Raw genomic sequence first — 16,938 nt, forward strand, 5'->3', positions numbered from 1 at the left:
AATGCCGACCGCGATATCGATGACATCACTATCTACAAGCTTTGGGATTAGTTTCATGCACAAGATGAAGAAGGCAGCAGGTTGCCACGACGATGGCGATGGCTGGCGCGCGGATCGCTTGCGCGACGATATGCCAGGCGGATCGGGCCAATGCGCGAAGATGCAAGCCAGCAAGCGTGGACGCTGGGCCCTATGGATGCTCGGAGCGCTGCTCTCGATAGTTTCGCTCAGCGTGTTCGCTGCACCGCTTCCGCTTGGGGCATGCCCGGCAGAACCGCTGCTCTATCGGGATGGCGAACTGCACAGCATGAATCTGTTGACGGGTGCGACGAACCCCATTGGCCGACTCACCAGCGCCCAGGAGTTCAACGCTATCGGTTTCCGCAAACAGGACGGTTACGTCTACATGTGGGCGGTGACGCTGAACGGTGGTGGGACCAAGAACAGAAGGCTGGTTCGTGTCGGCCAGGGTGCGGTTTCCGACCTTCCGTTCGCGACAGCACCCACCGGCTGGCCGAAGGAACCCAACGGCGATTCGATGAGCACCGTCGTTGCGGATATAGCGCCAGATGGCCTGTATGTTGCGCTTCCGTTCAACCTCAATACCCTCTACTTCGTCGACGTCGTCACCAACAGGGTGGACCACTCCGTGCCGCTGAAGGGCGTGAGTGAAACGCTGATGGTGCGCGACTTTGCATTCAGTCCAACCGACGGAATGCTATATGCCGTCAACGGCGGCACGGGCCACCCCTGGCGGATCAATCCGGTGACGGGCCAGGTGACGGTGCTTACCGGTATCTCCCTGCCGGTTGGAACGAGCAACGTCGGCGCCGTCTTCTTCGATGGTGCGGGCACGATGTACGCTTACGACAACAGCGGCATCATCTATCGCGTTTTCAATGTTGATGGCTCGGGTACGTTGGCCTATGACGTACTTACATCGAATGCTGCAAAGACCAATAACGTCGATGGTGCAGCATGCCCAAATCTGGCCCCGGTCGGACCTCCTGCCATCAAGGTCAGCAAGACCACCATTGGCGGGGTAGGTGGGCCGTTCACCTTCGACCTGACGGGAACCACTACCGTTGGCGCTTCGGTCAGCACGGTCACGGCAGGCGTGCCGGTGATGCTGGATGCGGATTCAAAAACCCCGGGTACGCAACTTTTCAAGGCGGTAGCCATCGGCGAGCCGATCACCATCACCGAGGGCACCATGCCGAAGGGTTGGTCCTTGGCCAGCGCAGTCTGCACAAGCGATGGTGTCGTTGTGGGAACGTTCGATAACGACGTGTATTCCATCCCCGGCGCCGACGCGAAGGCCGGCGGGCTGATCGAGTGCGACTTCGTGAACACCCCAACGTCACTGATTACGGTGGCAAAGACAGGTGCCCAGCCAACGGACAACGGCAACGGTACCTATGATGTCGTTTACACAGTGACCGCGACCAACAGCGGTACGATAGCTGGAACGTTCACCGCGACCGATACCGTAACAGTGTCTGGTGCAGTAACCAGCGTGGTTGTTGTGAATGGTCCCGTGCGCAGCGGCGGTACGGACACCACCAATACCGGAACGTTGGGCACGCTGACGGCATCCGGCGGAGCGATTGTTACCAATGAACCCATCGGCGCCGGCGCGACCGATATCTACACCTACACCGTTCGATATACGCTGTCGGGCGGCTTGGTCGATGCAATCTGTCCGGCGACGGGTAGCACCGCCATCGCCAACACGGTAACGCTGGACAATGGCAGCACCGCAAGGGAGTGCAAGGATCTTCCGAGCATCTCCGTATCGAAGTCGCTGACACAGATCAATGGTGCTGCGGTGGCGCCCGGAGCGACGACCAGCGCGGGCGACACCCTGACTTACACGATCACAGTCAACAACGCCGGCACCGCAGCGGCGACCAACCACGCGTTCTACGAGTCGATCCCGGCTTATACGCTGTTCCAGTCGGCAACTGGAGCGGCGGTAAGTCAGTGTGCACCAAACGATGCTGGCCGCAGAAGTTGCACGCTGAGCGTGCCCAGTGTCCCCGCCAAGAGCTCGGCAACGGTGACGCTGACAGTGAAAGTGGCCGATGAACTTCCCAACGGTCTGACTGCGCTCTACAACCTGGTAACCGACAGTGCATGTGCGGCTGGTGATGCAACGTGTGCACCGCCGCCTGCCTGCGACCCTGCTACTGACGCGAACCAATGCAGACTCCCGCCGCCGAACTGCGATGCGGCGGCAGACCCCATGCACTGCAACAAGACCCCTGTAGCAATCCTGACGACGGCGAAGACATCGATCCCAGCCAACGGTGCATCGGTGAGCGTGGGCGACACCATCACCTATACATTGACGGTGACCGTGGCAGGCGATTCCAGCGCCAGAACACCGGTGGCTGCGGAACTGGTGGACACGATGACCGGACTGACGCTGGAGCCCGGTTCCATCGTTGTCCCGCCCAACGGCACCTGCGATACCAGCGCGGGCCTGACGTGCACGCTGGCAAGCGGCGCCGGCGTTGGTACCTACGAGTTCAAGTACCAAGCGAAGGTAAACGCGGGGGTGACGTCTGTGAGAAACGCGGTGGTGGGCGGCGGTTGCGCAACCGGCGATCCGGATTGCACCACCGAGAACCCGATTCCAGCGGTGACAGTGAAGAAGACATCGGATATTGGCACCGGCACAGCGGTAAGGCGCGGTGACGTGATTGCTTACACGCTTGCGGTCAACGTGACCGACGCGCAGACGGTGACCCCGGTGGTGTTGAGCGACACGCTGGGCGCTGGACTGACGCTTACCGGCCCGCTGCCTGCTGGCTGCACGGCAACGGCCAACGGCCTGAGCTGCACCCTGGCGACCGGCACCGCGATCGGCCAGTACACGTTCCAGTACCGGGCGACAGTGGCGAACGATGCGACGATAAAGGTCGTCAACACGGTGACGCCGAGTGGTGCAAGCTGCCCGGTGGCGGAGGACTGCACCACCGAGAACCCGATTCCCGCGGTGACAGTGAAGAAGACATCGGATGTTGGCACCGGCGCGGCTGTGAAGCGCGGTGACGTGATTGCTTACACGCTGACGGTCAACGTGACCGACGCGCAGACGGTGACCCCGGTGGTGTTAGGCGACACGCTGGGCGCTGGACTGACGCTGACCGGTCCGCTGCCAGCCGGCTGCACGGCAACGGCCAGCGGCCTGAGCTGCACCCTGGCGACCGGCACCGCGATTGGCCAGTACACGTTCCAGTACCGGGCGACAGTGGCCAACGATGCGACGGTAAAGGTCGTCAACACGGTGATGCCGAGTGGTGCGAGCTGCCCGGTGGCGGCGGACTGCACGACCGATAACCCGATGGCGAACGTAATGGTTGCCAAGTCGCTGACACAGATTGACGGTGTGAATGTGGCCGCCGATGCACAGGTGAAGGCGGGTGACGAGCTGACCTACACCATCACTGTCACAAACTCCGGTGCCGCAGCGGCGAACAATCACCAGTTCTACGAATCCATCCCCGCCTACACGACGTTCCAGTCTGCGACCGGCGCCAGCGTGGTGGGCTGCAACCCGGGCGATAGCGGTCGCCGTACCTGCACGCTGACCGTGGCAAACGTCCCAGCCAATGGCAACGCGATGGTGATGGTCAGGTTGAAGGTTGCCGATGTGGTCCCGCTCGGCCTGACAACGCTGTACAACGTGGTCACCGACAATGTATGTGCCGCCAATGATGCTGCATGTACACCGCCACCGGCGTGCGATCCGGCGACGGATACGAACCGGTGCGTATCGCCGCCACTGGGTTGCAATCCCGTGACCGACCCGCAGCACTGTGTCCCTTCGAAGACCTTGCACCCTGAGCTGACCGTGACCAAGTCGATGGTCGGCCAACCGACCGTGGTGGCGGGCGCCCTGGACCAATTCGATCTTGTCTACGCGATCAAGGTGGAGAATACGGGCAATGCGCCCGGCGTATACGAACTGCGCGATACCTTCGGCTTCGACCAGAGCGTGAAGGTCGAATCGGTGGCGCTCGTGACGCATGAGGGACCGGACCCCTTGTTCAGCACCATCAATGCCGGTTTCAACGGCGTCGGCGACACGCTGGTGACGCAAAGCGAGACGATTGCAGCCAACAGTAGTGAGATCTACACGGTGAAGCTGCGCGTCAGCATCGGTATGCAGCAGGGCGGTAGCAGCAATGCCACATGCGACGCCGGTGCGGGTGCCGGCCATGGCCTGTTCAACGAGGCAGTGGTGCAGTATGACGGCAAACGTACGGCCAAGGATGACGCGTGCGGTGACACGCCGCAGCCTCGGGTCGTGGGCGATCTTGTAATCGAAAAGGTCGGATCTGTGCGTGAGGCAGAGCTGGGTGACATGGTGACCTACACGTTGCGCGTGAAGGCCAATGGAAACTATGCCGTTGACCAACCAGTAGTAGTGGACAGTCTGCCGCGGGGCTTTCGTCTGATCGACGGAACAGTGCGCGTACGCACCGGCACGTTGGTGGAACTCACGGGTGCGCCGGGCCCGGTACTACGGATGACGTTGGGTCGAATCGAGCCGGCACAGGAGATCACAATCAGTTATCGCGTGCGTCTGGGCGTGGGGTCGCAGGAAGGCAGCGGCATCAATCGTGCTCTGGTGACGTGCCCAGCCTATGGCGACCGCGGCGCGGGACAGTGCTCGAACGAGGCAACGTGGAAGGTAGAGGTGCGGGGCGGCGTCTTCTCGGAAATGGGCGGGGTGATAGGTAAAGTTTTCGTGGACTGCAACCTCAACTCGGTACAGGACAAGGAAGAGCTGGGTATCCCGGGGGTGCGCCTGTACTTCGACAATGGCACGTTCCTGGTGAGCGATGTGGAAGGGAAGTACAGCTTCTTCGGACTGACACCGCAAACGCATATGCTGAAAGTCGATGCCCGGACCTTGCCGATGGGTAGCCGACTGATGACCAGCAGTAGCCGAAATGCTGGCGACGCCAATAGCCTTTTCATTGACATCAAAGCTGGCGAGATGCAGCGTGCCGATTTCATTGAAGGCTCGTGCAGCAACCGTGTATTGGAGCAGGTGAAGGCGCGGCGTGCGAGCGGCGAGGTGCGCAGCATCGAGACCGAGACGGGCCAGCCGGGGCTGCGCTTCGAGAGCAAGCCGCTAACCGCTCCACAGCAGGCCACTGACTCAGCGAACCAAACGATTGAAATGTCGCGCTATGGAAAGGGTGGAATGCGTAGTGATGGAAACTGAGCGGGAAAGGTGAGCGAACGCATGGTGCTCGCCTGCGCGTTAAGTGCTGAATTGCTGGGTCGGACGTATGCAACGACCCAGCAGTTTCTGCTCGGTTTGCACAGGTGATGCTGCGAGGCGAAGTAGGTTTTTCGTACTTTTGAATGGCACAGCCTGGGCGAGGCGCACGCCGCGTAAGGCGAGACCATCAAGGCGGCGGCCAATGCCATGTCGCGACGTGTTGCACAGCGAACCAGGAATTGATGATGTCTGTCGGGATGATAAGTTCCGGCGAACCGCCCCAAAATCAATGGTTCGCCGAGCCCCTGACCGCATACCCGGAGTGACGGTTTGGGTTGCCATAAGTGGCAGAAGGGACTGGCGTTGCCAACCTCCACTTTTGGCTAAGGTCGAGTAGGGGATTAGGAACATTTAACCCGGCGGGCACACCCAATGCGGGCAATGGTCCAAACGCAGCTCCAAACGTGTAGCTACCGAAGCGCGGAATCAAACAGCGACCTGGCCTGCTGGATCGCTGCCTGATGCGTAGCCGGCTTATCGGTCTTCACCTCGCACAGCTTTCCTACCCGCTCACGGCCCAGCTCCGTGCAGTCCGCAAGGAAGTCGTAGTGACCTACCAAGGGGAGTACCTGAAGTCGCGCGTCGTCATTCGCCTCGGCAATAACCTTGCTGTTGCTGGCCGGTGCGGCAATGGTATCGGCCTCACCCACAACCACCGACAGCGGAACCTCCAACTGTGCGAGCTCACCCGGTTCGAACGCCTGAACAATTGCCGGTGCCATCAGGAACACAGCGCGAACGTTGGGAATGCGGCGATCCTCCGCCGACCTGGCTACCCAAGGTGCCAGCTCCGGCGTAGCGGCCGCCGCCATCCGTCGCTCAAGGGTAATTTCCGGATTCTCGGCCTGCGGCATGCATACCCCATCCTTCGGCGATGCCTTGCAGAAAGCGGCCAACCGGGACATGTCCGGCCGCGCGCCGGCAGCCACCAACGCCGTGAAGCCGCCGGCCGAATACCCCACCAGCCCCAGCCGGCCCGCATCGACATGCGGAGCCAGCACAGGGTTGGTCTGCACCGCAGCCAATGCCACAGCGAGGTCATCGGCCCGGTTCCACACCAGAATGCTTCCGGCCTCGGTCATCGCGTCCACACCGTTATTGCCGGGGTGGTCCACCGCGACCACTACATACCCCGAGTGCGCCAGGGCTGTGCCGAACCAGCCCATCATTCGGGCGCTACCGCCGTTGCCGTGTGACAGCAACAGTATTGGCCAGAGGCCCGGCGCAACGGGGGCATCGACGGCAGAAGATCCCGCCACGAACAGCGGCGCACCCGGCGGCCCGATCGCCAGCGGCTGCTGTTGTACACCTGGCTGCGCCGGATACCACACGGTATACCGCACGTGGTCGCTGTGCCCGGCATCGCGGATTGCTGCGCTGGGCGCGTGCGCCACGCCACGGGTTTCGCCAACAGCGGGGTAGGGCGCAGCCGCGCACGCCAACGGCGCGAACAGACAGGTCAGCAGGATGAATGTGTAGGGCACTACTCGCACGGATGGGTCTCCTTGGATCAACTCAGGTCGGACAGCGGCAGCCAGATTTCCACGCCGCCGTTTCCGGTGCGGTCGTCGAAGCGGGCGTCATAGCGTTCGAAGTCGGGGGCGTCAGCGAGGCTGAGGCCGGAGCGGGGCAGGTAGTCGTTCAATAGCCAGTACCAGGTGGAGCGGATGGTCGAGATGTGGCCCGCATGCCACGCCATCAAATAGTCCCCGGCCGGAATGGAAACGGCATGCCACGCCGAAGGCACAGCGGCGGTGGAACCGATCTCCATACCGGCGATGTAGTCGAAGGCACCCTCGCCATCGCGGTTGCAGCAGACCCCGAAGGCGATGTCCTTGCCAAGCTCCCGGGTCAGCGCCAACTGCTGCCATTGCGAGGGAATGGACGCCACCGTAGCGGCGGTGTGGCGGACGCGGATGCCCGCCACACGCAGCGGGCCCTGCCGGCGACGTACCGGCTCCACCTCGCAGCGAAGGGATGGGGCGTCGAGCTTGATGGCCTCCAACAGCGCGAGGCTGTGCAGACCCTTCCGGCGAACCTGTTCCGGAGGTAGCTTGAACTGCTCGGTGAAGGCGTGGGTAAAGGCTGCATGCGAGGCATAGCCTGCGGCCAGAGCGACATTCAGGATGGGCTCGCTGCCTGCAGCCAGAGTCCGTGCCGCCTGGGTCAGTCGACGCACACGAAGGTAGCGCGCCATCGAGGTCCCGGTACTGACCTGGAACAAGCGGGAGAGGTGGAACGGCGAGAGTTCGACCGCCTCGGCGATCTGGGCCAACGAGGGGTTCTCGGCAAAGTGGCTTTCGATGTACCACAAGGCCTTGCGTGCCGCTCCCATGACGCCTGTTCCGTACCAGTGACTTGGTGGGAGCGTAACGCAGCGCGGGGCAGGGCGTTTGCGGAATCTTGCTGTTGGTGCGCGGTGTGGGTGAGCAGCGCGAATCGAGGTCAGCGAGGCGCTGCGCCTTCCTTTGGCTGTCGGCGGCGACGGCTGGATGCCAGGTAGTGTGGCTCAATCAATGCAAGGGGCGTCTGCGCAAGTGATAAGGGACGTTTATCGGAGGTAGGGCGCATGTCCGCTTCTGGGCGGAAGCAGTCGTCAGTGATTCCAGCCGCTGCTGCTGTCCGTTAGGCCACGGACTGAGCTGGCGCTGTGTCGCCAGGGTACGCAGGCTTATAAACGAACTAGGTAGGAGTAGACACAGAGGAACCACCTTGTGTCACGGTTTAGGTTCTGTTCGCTTGGGAGCAGCTGCACCATCTGTTGTTGCGCGGTGGGGCATACGGCCATTAGTCGTAGCCTTATTAACAGGAGGCTTCCACCGGAATGGTGTGTTGCCGAGCACTTCAACTTTTCCTCCCGATGTTTGAAATTCTGCAACATCTTTGGCGATGCGGTCGTGACTTAGATCATTGGTATGGACCTTCGGGGCGTAGACCGAATCCGATTTTGTAGCTGGGTATTGGCCTTTAGTGCGCTTTGTTGCCGTCATGACTTGTTTCTCCTATGAGCTTCATTGCGATGAGGCGAGCACTCTGCTTGGCATGTTCGTCGCGTTCGGCGCGGCAGTAGGGGCCGCCCATGGCAAAGGATCTGCAGACGATAGGTCTGCTGGCATAAATGCGACACTTCATCTTTTTCCCATCTAGTGCTGCGCACCACCCATCTTGGTCCTTGGCCATGACATGCAAACCTCCGACCTGATGGGTTGTTAGATGGGCAGGCACTGAATCTTCTTTACTCAAAATCACTGTGAGTCTGCAGCACAGTGAATCACAAGTAGTGCAGGCGATCTTAGCGTTGCCTTCGCGCTCAGCATGGTTCATGTCGTAGCAATCATCATGTTGCGCGAGTAGTGCAATAGCTGACCACGATATGGGTCCGGGTCGGAGTCATGCATTCGACATCTTGTCGATTTGAGGACGAAGCTTTGCTTGACCAACATCCGGCTGAATTCTTCGCTGCTACTCAAGCCCGGATCTGTTATCACGACCTCGGCTCTAGGTTTGGCATGGTGTAGCACGACATCCGCTATGAACTCGGCTTGTGATCGATCATGTAGAACGTCACTGGCTATGATCAAGTCAAAGGCGCCCAGCGCGCTTGGGTCCCGCCCGTGACGAAGTTGATGGAATTGTACGGGTGGCAATCCGTTCAGGGCAGCGTTGTGAGCTAGAAAAGGTTCGGCCAATGGATGCTCGTCGCAGGCAATTACCTCGACGCCGTGCCGCATCAGCACAATGCTAGCGAGCCCAATTCCACAAGAAAGCTGAAGTACTCGCTTGCCCGAAATTTCGAAGCGGCACATGGCCTGGGCAAGTAATTGACCCGATGGCCACAGCTGACCGAACAAGCCCCATTGCGCCGAGGAAATATGAAGACGCTTCCTGTGCCCCTCCAAGTCGCTGACCTGCTGCTTATCGCTGAGGATGCGTAGCAAGTAGGAGTCGCCACCGATGGTGACTTTCACGTTGCGTGTCTTAAAGCCGGGCATTGCGCACTCCCGTCGAGCGACCACCCATGGATCTGGGCAGGTAACGCATGAGAAGGAGCGATATGCGCAACTGTCGAAACAGCTGCAACGAGCGCGAAGCAGGCTAGGCCTGTGATTTGATGCTAGCACGTCTCAGGACTGATCCGCTTTGGCCCCACGTGTGGCAAGCCGAATCAGCACCCGTGTGCGGGAGATGGCTCATTGTTCTTCGTAGCGATCACCCAGCTGCGGCATGAATGATGTGGGTAGTTCGGGTACGCAAAGGCCGCGGCTGCCTCAAGCGAGATGAAGCAAGTTGAGAGATACGCCTATGTCCCACTTTTTTTGGCGAAAAAGAGCTTTGGCTGCTGAATACGCTTCAGCAGCCCATGAATGCAGTGAATTCTGCCTTCGAACCAGATTGATAGCTCAATGCCGATAGTTGCTTCTCAGCAACTCGAGCTGCTCAGTGGCTGCCAGCATGCTTTTGATCCTATCCAGCACTGCTTCAATGCCATTTCGGCACCCAGCTTCATTGGGTAGCCCTACTATCGAGCGCAGTGCCTTCTTTGAGAGGATTTCCAGAGAGCGCAAGGTGTCCAGCCGTTTGGAATAGTTCCAAGAATGGGTAGACGCCATCATATCGGCCGCGAAATCATCTAAGTCGGCCCGTGCATCGTCATGGTTCATAGCTGATCCGTGCGCGAAGTGCGCGTTTGAGCAACCACCATAGGCCCATTCTAACGTTCGTGTATGGCGAAGTTGGGTAGCGCCAGGCAGTGAGGTTGCCCATAGGCGACCGGAATGAGGCTACCTGGTAATCAAAGTGGCCGTTGGCGTGGTCTCCGCGTTGGTTCCCAGCTTTTCGTACTTGAGCGGCCTCCCCGTTTCACAGTGGACGTTCCGTTCAGAGTCAAGTGTTGATGCGATCAAACTCCGATGCCGATGCCGATGCCGATGCCGATGCCGATGCCGCGATTGTGATCGTGACGAGAGAAACGTCAGCTGGCCGACGCGTAGAAATGGACGCTTAAGGCTCCACAGTCTGCGGCTGCGGCTCAAGCGGTGCCATACGGGGCAGGGGTGCAGGCAGGGGCTATCGATGCACGGCCTGTTGCTCTCGGCGGCTCTGGGTCGGTTTTGCAGCACACGCCAGGACAGCGGGCGGATCAGTTCCCGCGGAATCCGGCCCAAACCATCGGTGGCTACACGGCGCCGACAAGCACGCTTTGAATCAACATGGTTCGTTCGGGACGTCTTTCCAGCCGCCTTCGGTGCGCTCCAATCGCTTTCCTTGCATGCAGCGCTGTCCTGGACGAAGTGCTCGCCGCTCCATTTCAATACGGCGTTCTTCTGCTGCGCGCGCTTCGAAACCGAACGGGTCCGGATCATTTGCTGTGCGCAGGAACTCATCTATTGCAGCCTTACGCGCTTGATCTTCTTGTTCTGCGACAACTGCGGCACCTATGCCAACTAGCGAGCACGTGGCTATTAGGCAGATCGACATGCCTACAAAAACTCCGATTGCGATTTTCCAAATGAGGCCGTTGCCGGAATCGCTTTTCCGCTGCCGAGCTGGCTCACGGAATCGAATTTCGTCCATGTCGGGTTTGCTGAAAGTCGGCTCTTTTCGTTCCATGATTTACCCCTTGTCGCGTCCGCTGCGATTGTAGCTGGGGTGTAGGGGCAAGGCCCCTACGAATGCGCCCTTATCCAGCGCGGGTTCCGAAGTGGCATTCCCGCCATTCGCCCAGGTCTACGACAACCACCTTGACCATCGACTGCGGACGGGCTTTTCGCGCAGCGTTACTTTTACGTGTCGCGTCACGTAAATCAAAGGCATCGGCGCGCCAGAGCAGGCCACGCAGCCGGCGCTCTGGGATTCTTTCGACCGACGGTGCCACCGGGTCACGGCCAGCCAGTCGCCATCCAGCCCAAGGGCCGTGAAGCTCGACGTGGTTTTCGATGACGTGCCGGTGATGGGCAGATGCACACGCATTCGGGCATTGTTCGCCGGGCAGCCAGCATGGCGGCCTGCGGTCAATGTTGTAGCTGTCACTCATGCCTCAATTTCCCCTGATCCTTAGGAGGTGTTCATCGCATAGGATCGGATGGCGGACAAGTACTTGAAATCGTTAACTTCAACGCCGCTTAGCAATCTCAATTCTGCCAGAGCACTCGCAGACAGTATGGCTCTACTGGCAACAGAAGCAGACTTTTCTACCAGAATCACAACCATTGCAGAAATTATCATCGAATAAGGAACATCTGATTCATTTGGCAGGTGGATCTCCAAGCCAAAGCAACACCAACCGACTGACCTTCTTTCGTCTGCGTACCATCACTACGGGCTTCCATGCCACCGCTTTGGGTCTGATAACGGGCTCCTCTATTTTGGCTAGAGCATGATGAGCCGCAGTAGCGTAGCCTCGGTACAGGACTCGCTCGTATGCTCTGACATATCCGTCAGTACGCCGCTTATCGCGCACGTGATGAGCAATTGACAGGCATATTTGTTGAAGTATGGTCTGCACAGGCCTTGAAAGAATACGTCCATCAAAGAAGAGCTTTTCCTGAACGTAGTACGCTGTCAGCAGAATGACAGAGGCACGTGGCTGCCATTCCTCGTACTCGGATGCTCCATCGATACCTAGGCAGATGCGTTCTCTTTCAGAGAAACTATTCGGCGAAAATTTGGTGGCGACGCAGCTGGAAACATGCCTCATAGGAAGCTCAAAAGAAACCGGCAGTTCTAGAAAAAGATCCCGCGACCTCCCAGTGTCATTTGCGATTCGTAGCAAGTTGTTTTGTTCTGACTCGCAAGGCAGGTCTGGCTCATGCCTGACGATCGAAACCCTACTCAAGTTCGAATCTTTCGGTGTGCCGTGCCTGGACCAAGCAAGCTTGTTCTTGAAAACCAGCGGGATTGTGTCTTCCCAGAGATCAGAATCCTGTTCCAATCCGAATAGGTCGCGTCTATCACGGCTTTCCTGCGCCCATCTCAAGTATCGCTTTAGGCTTTTGATTCTAGCCTCTATCAGAGTCTTTGGTTCATGAACTAATTGCATGGCATCAACGAGGTCCGAGCCGCAAGCGCAAACAAGAGCTGATAAGTCGCGACTAATGCTCTTACATAGAGGGCTGGCACAGACAGGACATTGGGAAATCAGCGGCAGATCGTGCCAAGGGCAGCGATTCGTCCACGGCATTTGGAACAACATAGAGTGATAACCCGTTTTTAGACACTCTGGGCAAGCTGTTAGGGAGGCCCGCGAGTATGTGAGGCCATCACCAAATGCTTGCCATTGCCCCAGGTCCCATAGCGGGAAAAGTGGATATGCGGATGGTGCGGCCTTCAGAATGGATTCTTTAAGTTTCTGTGAGCGACAAAGGCGCTTACTCCAGTCTTCTCCATATGTTAATCGCAGTCCCATAGTGGCAAATGCATCTGAAGGAAGTAGACAGTTTATTCGAAGGCTCTGGACGACAAATCCAAAGGGAGATATGCCGAATATTTCGTCGATGTTGCGATGAGCAACTGGCGCTAACGCGCTCGCGTTATTGATCATCGCTGAATATCACTTCGCCCGATTCTCCGTTATATGCTGCAAGATCGGAGAAGCGGATCGCTTGGGTGATGTGATCGTTCGTGAGCTCGGTAAAACCTATCGAGCAAATAACACGAGTAGCAAGAAAGTACGCAATCAGACTGGTTGCCTTCATGGGCCACTCATCATGGAGCAATCGGCCGGCTGCTACCTTGAGGATACGCCCCTGTTCCCAAATCTGCTCACTTGAGTTGCACAGGCGAAATCCGTTCTCATACAAGCTAGGGCAAAGGTGCCTGGGTAGCGAGACGTCTGCTCCGGACTCCATATACACTTGGTCCTCGAATCTCTGTAGGAATATGTAAAGATCTTCCGGGCCACGGATCCCATGCATGCGGTGGTATCGCGTGAGATAGCGGCTTCTAACCTGAGGTGGCACGATCAGTCTATTTATTTTCTCAGTTCTTCCCGAAGTGTGATTGTCTTGGAAGAGGAAAACTGCGAAAAGGCGTATGCCTCGACTGTAGAGTGCTTTGTCGATTGTCACGATGTGCTGATATGCATCGGCATCAAGCAAGTTGGCGTCATCAAATATCGCAAGAAAGAGATTGGAGTCGGCTGCTTGTAGTTGCAAATGGATTGTATTCGCTATTCTCTCGAGCTTCGCGTCAGCCCCTTGTCTTGCGACGCTTCGGATACCAATTTGATTGAGAAACCAATCGAATATTGCGGATTCACCGCCTCCGATTGTCCGAACATCGAGCTGTTTAGCTAGATATTTTGTACGAATCCAAGCATGGAAGGCGCAGATAAATTCGGCAAGGGTGCTCTTGCCGAATCGCGTGAGCGAATGGAACCCACAACCATGATAGTCCGCCTCGATAGCTGATGATATTTGTGTGAGCTGATCCTCCATCCCCGCCGTAGGCACAATGGGACGGCCCCTTTTGTCGAAGAATGTGGTCATTTTGAACCACCTTCTTTTTCAAGACTCACGCGCCCGGTAAGCGGCACGTAGATTTCCGATATACCCTTAGATGGGCGTATAGATTGGGAGTCGGGCTTGGCATCTTCTACTTCCGCCCTCAAGGCATGCGAAGAATCAAGTGCAGCGTCGAGCGCTGCTCCATGCTGCGCGGTTAAAGTTGCAGCGTTCTTATGCGCAGCAAATTGCTCTTGCAAATACTGCTTGTACGCGCTTATCGCACAAGGGGCGCCCTCAATTTCGAACTTTCCTTTGTAAGAATTTCCGTGGATTATTTTGCGCAATGCAAGACTGTGCGAAGTCTGCCCCCACGGTCGAAGGGCTCGGAGTACAACAAATAACTCACCATCATCGTTGTATAAATTGAGAAATCTACCGTCCAAAATATCAATTGTGGCTGAGAACTTCTTTCCAACAAGGTCCCATCTGTTTTTTAATGAGACCGAGCGATAACGCGCGTTTGAGTAGCGCGCGTATGGCTGTCTCCTTTTTCCCTTTGAACCTGATATTCTGGCAGAGCACTGGAGGGTGGACATAGCACCGGCGCGCGCTTCATTATCTCGTGTGGCGAATACCCAGCCCCCCGTCCCGACAAAAGTCTGCAGGACTTGTAGAGGTGAGCGGCCTTGGAAGGCCTGCAGTCCAGTTACATTGGAGCCACTAATAGTCACATCCATTAGATCTTCGAGCGCTGTTGTTTCGATCGGAAAATTTTTAGGGTCGTCCTTGTTTGTCCGTACTGCCTTATCGCTATTCTTGCCGGCAGGGCGATATGCGCCTGGAAGATGCCGAATCGCTGCTTCTTCAATTTTCTTGTTCCATGCCTCTAAATGTCCACGAGCCTCAGGGACGTGAGCTCTCCCTAGATTTACAACACCAAGCATTTCACTAGCCATTCTTTGCCGATTGACTTCTAGCCGGTGAGCCATCGCGTTATCCACACTGGTGATCGCGGGCAGCGCCACTATGCCGATGGCCGGCGCGGTTCCTATGCCGCTACCGGGAACGTACGACATCGTTGGTACAACGAGGTCGCGCGGCATCCAATGCCTTAAACTCTTGGTGCAGGCCTCATTGAAATCGGTTCCGTTGTAGTTCAATCCAAAAGATAGCTTCCAACTTGAACACAAGCGTAGCAGCGCAAAATAGCCAACTAGCAACCAAGTCCGGATGATTTTTTGTAGATAGGGGTGGCCATCACCGTCTTCACCCGCGACATAAAATGGGCAGTCCAGGGAGTGTCCGTCGTATTGCACCCAATCTCCCAACTGCAAGGCGAAGACTTCTGACAATTGCCCGGCGGCGTTGGCGTCCTCAATTTCAAAATTCTCATCGACGTATGGCTGCCCCTCCCTCTGCTTACGAATGAATTCCATAATGCTGCGACGAGCAAAATTATCGTTGTTCGCTGGATAGCGATCCTTAGGGACGTTCTTTTTAATCCACTTGCGTAGAGTTGCAAAGAAATCGTTGAAACGTGAACTAGGAGAGTTTCGCCCGGATAGGGGTCCTGTATAATCGGTCAGTAGTTTTACAAACTCTGGCGCTTTTTTTAGAAATGCATTGAAGGCGCCAGGGCCAGCGAGCTTCGGAAACTCATCTGCGATTGAACTGCTGCTTATTCTCACTCGATACGGTATGCATGCACGCCAACCCCAGGGCCGGCCATCCGACGCTAGTGATCTGGCATTCCCAATTGTTTTAGTGAGGGTTTTGACGTTAACCACGTAACGTTTGGCAGCGGATGTCACTGATGATCCTGCTGCCACGGCACGCATTGCATCTTTTCGCGCCAAAAATACCTTTTGTTGATCAAGTGTCAGTCTGGTGGGCGTAAACTGATCCCATTGCCCAATCTCGTAAAGGCTGAGCTCATTCATTGACGGCCTCTGTCAAAGACAAGCTAGAAGAGATTCTTAGGCGCTCGTTGAAGTTTAATGCTGAGGATGCCACGATGGATCAGTAGGCAGGTCGCGCTTCGAGCATCACGCCAGTCAAAAGGGCCGCACAAGCTTCTTTCTATAGCATGGAAAGAACTGATGGGATATGCTCGCATGTGAGCTAGAACTGCGTCGATGAGAACCTCAAGACCATTGAGGACACCTGCTGCTTGGACATAAGGCAATAGTTCCAAGCGTGTGGCGTTGGCCACCTTGGCCTGGATCAACGACTGAGGTTTCCGTACGTAGAGTTCCACTCCGACATTGCGGGCAGCGTCTAGAAGCTTATCGCAGAAGCGTTCTTCTGCACGCACAGCTTGAATACTGGGCTTGGTTTGGCGGCGAAATACTACGAAACTCTCTGATCCACCTCTTCGACTTATCCAAAAGCAAAGCTCAATTTCGCGATTCTCCACCGAGAGTGTTCTCGGCCTTTCGACGTAGCTAATAACGTCAGAATCGAACTCGTACTCCAGGCCGATGGCTAGCCTGCAAGGTTCAACCAGAGAAACAATTCGCTTCTTGTTCTTCGGGGATAGGTAGTAATAAACGTCCAACTTTCGAGCTTCTTGGTTTGTCAGCTCGCGAGAGGTGAAGGGGGTGGTCGGACCAGCCGTGTTCAAGGGAACCTCTATTGCGGGTATTGGCGGTCTGATCATGACTTGCCCTCAGGTAGCGCAGATTTGCCAGATAGCCCGGGCCGCGTTCCTATGAGAGAGCTTTTGGTTGAGAAGACTGGGATGTCATCTATGGAAGCCGGGGGGGGAAGTGACCACTCAACAATCATATGTTCCGGCTCCAGGAACACGAGTAGCCGAACCAGCCTGCACTTGGCGACGTCATACACCGCAAAGCCTTCGTATCGAAGGGGGCCACTAGTCGGAGGATGCGATGTTTCGTCGTGAATGACTTCCACCCGGTGGACGTTCAAGCCAGGCAGGAAAGATGAGCGGGCTTCGGATCGGGAATAAACGAGATACCGGATTTCGACCTTTGACTGAACAGGGCTCATTGCACTACTCCAAGCAATTCTTTCCCGCACCCGTACTTCCGAAAAGGAAGGGGTGTACCTGTGGGCGAAAAGGGGGTAGATTCTGGCCAGAAGTAGCAGTCCGCATCACCCCGCGCCCGGTTGCCGCCGGGCGCTTTCTTTTCTTATGTTGGGTCTGGTCCAGCGTCTATAGAGTGCCTG

11 protein-coding genes are annotated in these 16,938 nt (G+C 57.1%); 1 reads left to right on the forward strand and 10 read right to left on the reverse strand.

The features are described 5' to 3' along the window. Nucleotide 1: 1 nt before the first annotated feature. Nucleotides 2-5,242: a DUF6923 family protein gene (locus tag ACVOKO_RS00715; RefSeq protein WP_346496300.1), complete on the forward strand. Its 5,241-nt coding sequence runs from the start codon at nucleotides 2-4 to the stop codon at nucleotides 5,240-5,242. Nucleotides 5,243-5,712: 470 nt separating this feature from the next. On the opposite strand, the gene ACVOKO_RS00720 is transcribed toward ACVOKO_RS00715, so the two are convergent. The 10 genes from ACVOKO_RS00720 to ACVOKO_RS00765 all read right to left on the reverse strand — a co-directional run bounded on the left by ACVOKO_RS00720 (nucleotide 5,713) and on the right by ACVOKO_RS00765 (nucleotide 15,686). Beyond that, nucleotides 5,713-6,786: an alpha/beta hydrolase family protein gene (locus ACVOKO_RS00720; RefSeq protein WP_430980683.1), complete on the reverse strand. Its 1,074-nt coding sequence runs from the start codon at nucleotides 6,784-6,786 to the stop codon at nucleotides 5,713-5,715. A 26-nt stretch (nucleotides 6,787-6,812) separates the two neighbouring features. Continuing rightward, nucleotides 6,813-7,637: an AraC family transcriptional regulator gene (locus ACVOKO_RS00725; RefSeq protein WP_346496302.1), complete on the reverse strand. Its 825-nt coding sequence runs from the start codon at nucleotides 7,635-7,637 to the stop codon at nucleotides 6,813-6,815. A gap of 382 nt (nucleotides 7,638-8,019) precedes the next feature. Continuing rightward, nucleotides 8,020-8,292 carry a hypothetical protein gene (locus tag ACVOKO_RS00730; protein WP_346496304.1) on the reverse strand — a complete coding sequence of 91 codons (273 nt, stop codon included), beginning with the start codon at nucleotides 8,290-8,292 and terminating at the stop codon, nucleotides 8,020-8,022. Beyond that, the gene (locus ACVOKO_RS00735; RefSeq protein WP_346496306.1) at nucleotides 8,270-8,626 is read right to left on the reverse strand and encodes a YkgJ family cysteine cluster protein; all 357 of its coding nucleotides are present in this window, start codon (nucleotides 8,624-8,626) and stop codon (nucleotides 8,270-8,272) included. Before ACVOKO_RS00735 ends, ACVOKO_RS00730 begins: the two co-directional genes overlap by 23 nt. Then, nucleotides 8,623-9,270, reverse strand: coding sequence for a class I SAM-dependent methyltransferase (locus ACVOKO_RS00740; protein WP_346496308.1), 648 nt, complete (start codon nucleotides 9,268-9,270; stop codon nucleotides 8,623-8,625). Before ACVOKO_RS00740 ends, ACVOKO_RS00735 begins: the two co-directional genes overlap by 4 nt. 432 nt (nucleotides 9,271-9,702) lie before the next feature. Further along, the gene (locus ACVOKO_RS00745) at nucleotides 9,703-9,963 is read right to left on the reverse strand and encodes a hypothetical protein (RefSeq protein ID WP_346496310.1); all 261 of its coding nucleotides are present in this window, start codon (nucleotides 9,961-9,963) and stop codon (nucleotides 9,703-9,705) included. A gap of 544 nt (nucleotides 9,964-10,507) precedes the next feature. After that, entirely contained in the window at nucleotides 10,508-10,912 is a 405-nt protein-coding gene (locus tag ACVOKO_RS00750) for a hypothetical protein (RefSeq protein ID WP_346496312.1), read from the reverse strand. 70 nt (nucleotides 10,913-10,982) lie between these two features. Then, nucleotides 10,983-11,336 carry a hypothetical protein gene (locus ACVOKO_RS00755; protein ID WP_346496314.1) on the reverse strand — a complete coding sequence of 118 codons (354 nt, stop codon included), beginning with the start codon at nucleotides 11,334-11,336 and terminating at the stop codon, nucleotides 10,983-10,985. A gap of 1,495 nt (nucleotides 11,337-12,831) precedes the next feature. Continuing rightward, nucleotides 12,832-13,788 (reverse strand): hypothetical protein, encoded by a 957-nt coding sequence (locus ACVOKO_RS00760; RefSeq protein ID WP_346496316.1) that lies wholly within the window; start codon nucleotides 13,786-13,788, stop codon nucleotides 12,832-12,834. Further along, nucleotides 13,785-15,686: a hypothetical protein gene (locus tag ACVOKO_RS00765; protein WP_346496318.1), complete on the reverse strand. Its 1,902-nt coding sequence runs from the start codon at nucleotides 15,684-15,686 to the stop codon at nucleotides 13,785-13,787. Before ACVOKO_RS00765 ends, ACVOKO_RS00760 begins: the two co-directional genes overlap by 4 nt. Nucleotides 15,687-16,938 lie beyond the last annotated feature (1,252 nt).

This window comes from Stenotrophomonas sp. STEN240, from assembly GCF_056756175.1.

What these genes read in the sequence shown, in the direction of transcription:
- ACVOKO_RS00715 (WP_346496300.1), top strand. Translation starts at nt 2, where the DNA reads ATGCCGACCGCGATATCGATGACATCACTATCTACAAGCTTTGGGATT.
- ACVOKO_RS00725 (WP_346496302.1), bottom strand. Translation starts at nt 7,637, where the DNA reads ATGGGAGCGGCACGCAAGGCCTTGTGGTACATCGAAAGCCACTTTGCC.
- ACVOKO_RS00730 (WP_346496304.1), bottom strand. Translation starts at nt 8,292, where the DNA reads ATGACGGCAACAAAGCGCACTAAAGGCCAATACCCAGCTACAAAATCG.
- ACVOKO_RS00735 (WP_346496306.1), bottom strand. Translation starts at nt 8,626, where the DNA reads ATGAACCATGCTGAGCGCGAAGGCAACGCTAAGATCGCCTGCACTACT.
- ACVOKO_RS00745 (WP_346496310.1), bottom strand. Translation starts at nt 9,963, where the DNA reads ATGAACCATGACGATGCACGGGCCGACTTAGATGATTTCGCGGCCGAT.
- ACVOKO_RS00750 (WP_346496312.1), bottom strand. Translation starts at nt 10,912, where the DNA reads ATGGAACGAAAAGAGCCGACTTTCAGCAAACCCGACATGGACGAAATT.
- ACVOKO_RS00755 (WP_346496314.1), bottom strand. Translation starts at nt 11,336, where the DNA reads ATGAGTGACAGCTACAACATTGACCGCAGGCCGCCATGCTGGCTGCCC.
- ACVOKO_RS00760 (WP_346496316.1), bottom strand. Translation starts at nt 13,788, where the DNA reads ATGACCACATTCTTCGACAAAAGGGGCCGTCCCATTGTGCCTACGGCG.
- ACVOKO_RS00765 (WP_346496318.1), bottom strand. Translation starts at nt 15,686, where the DNA reads ATGAATGAGCTCAGCCTTTACGAGATTGGGCAATGGGATCAGTTTACG.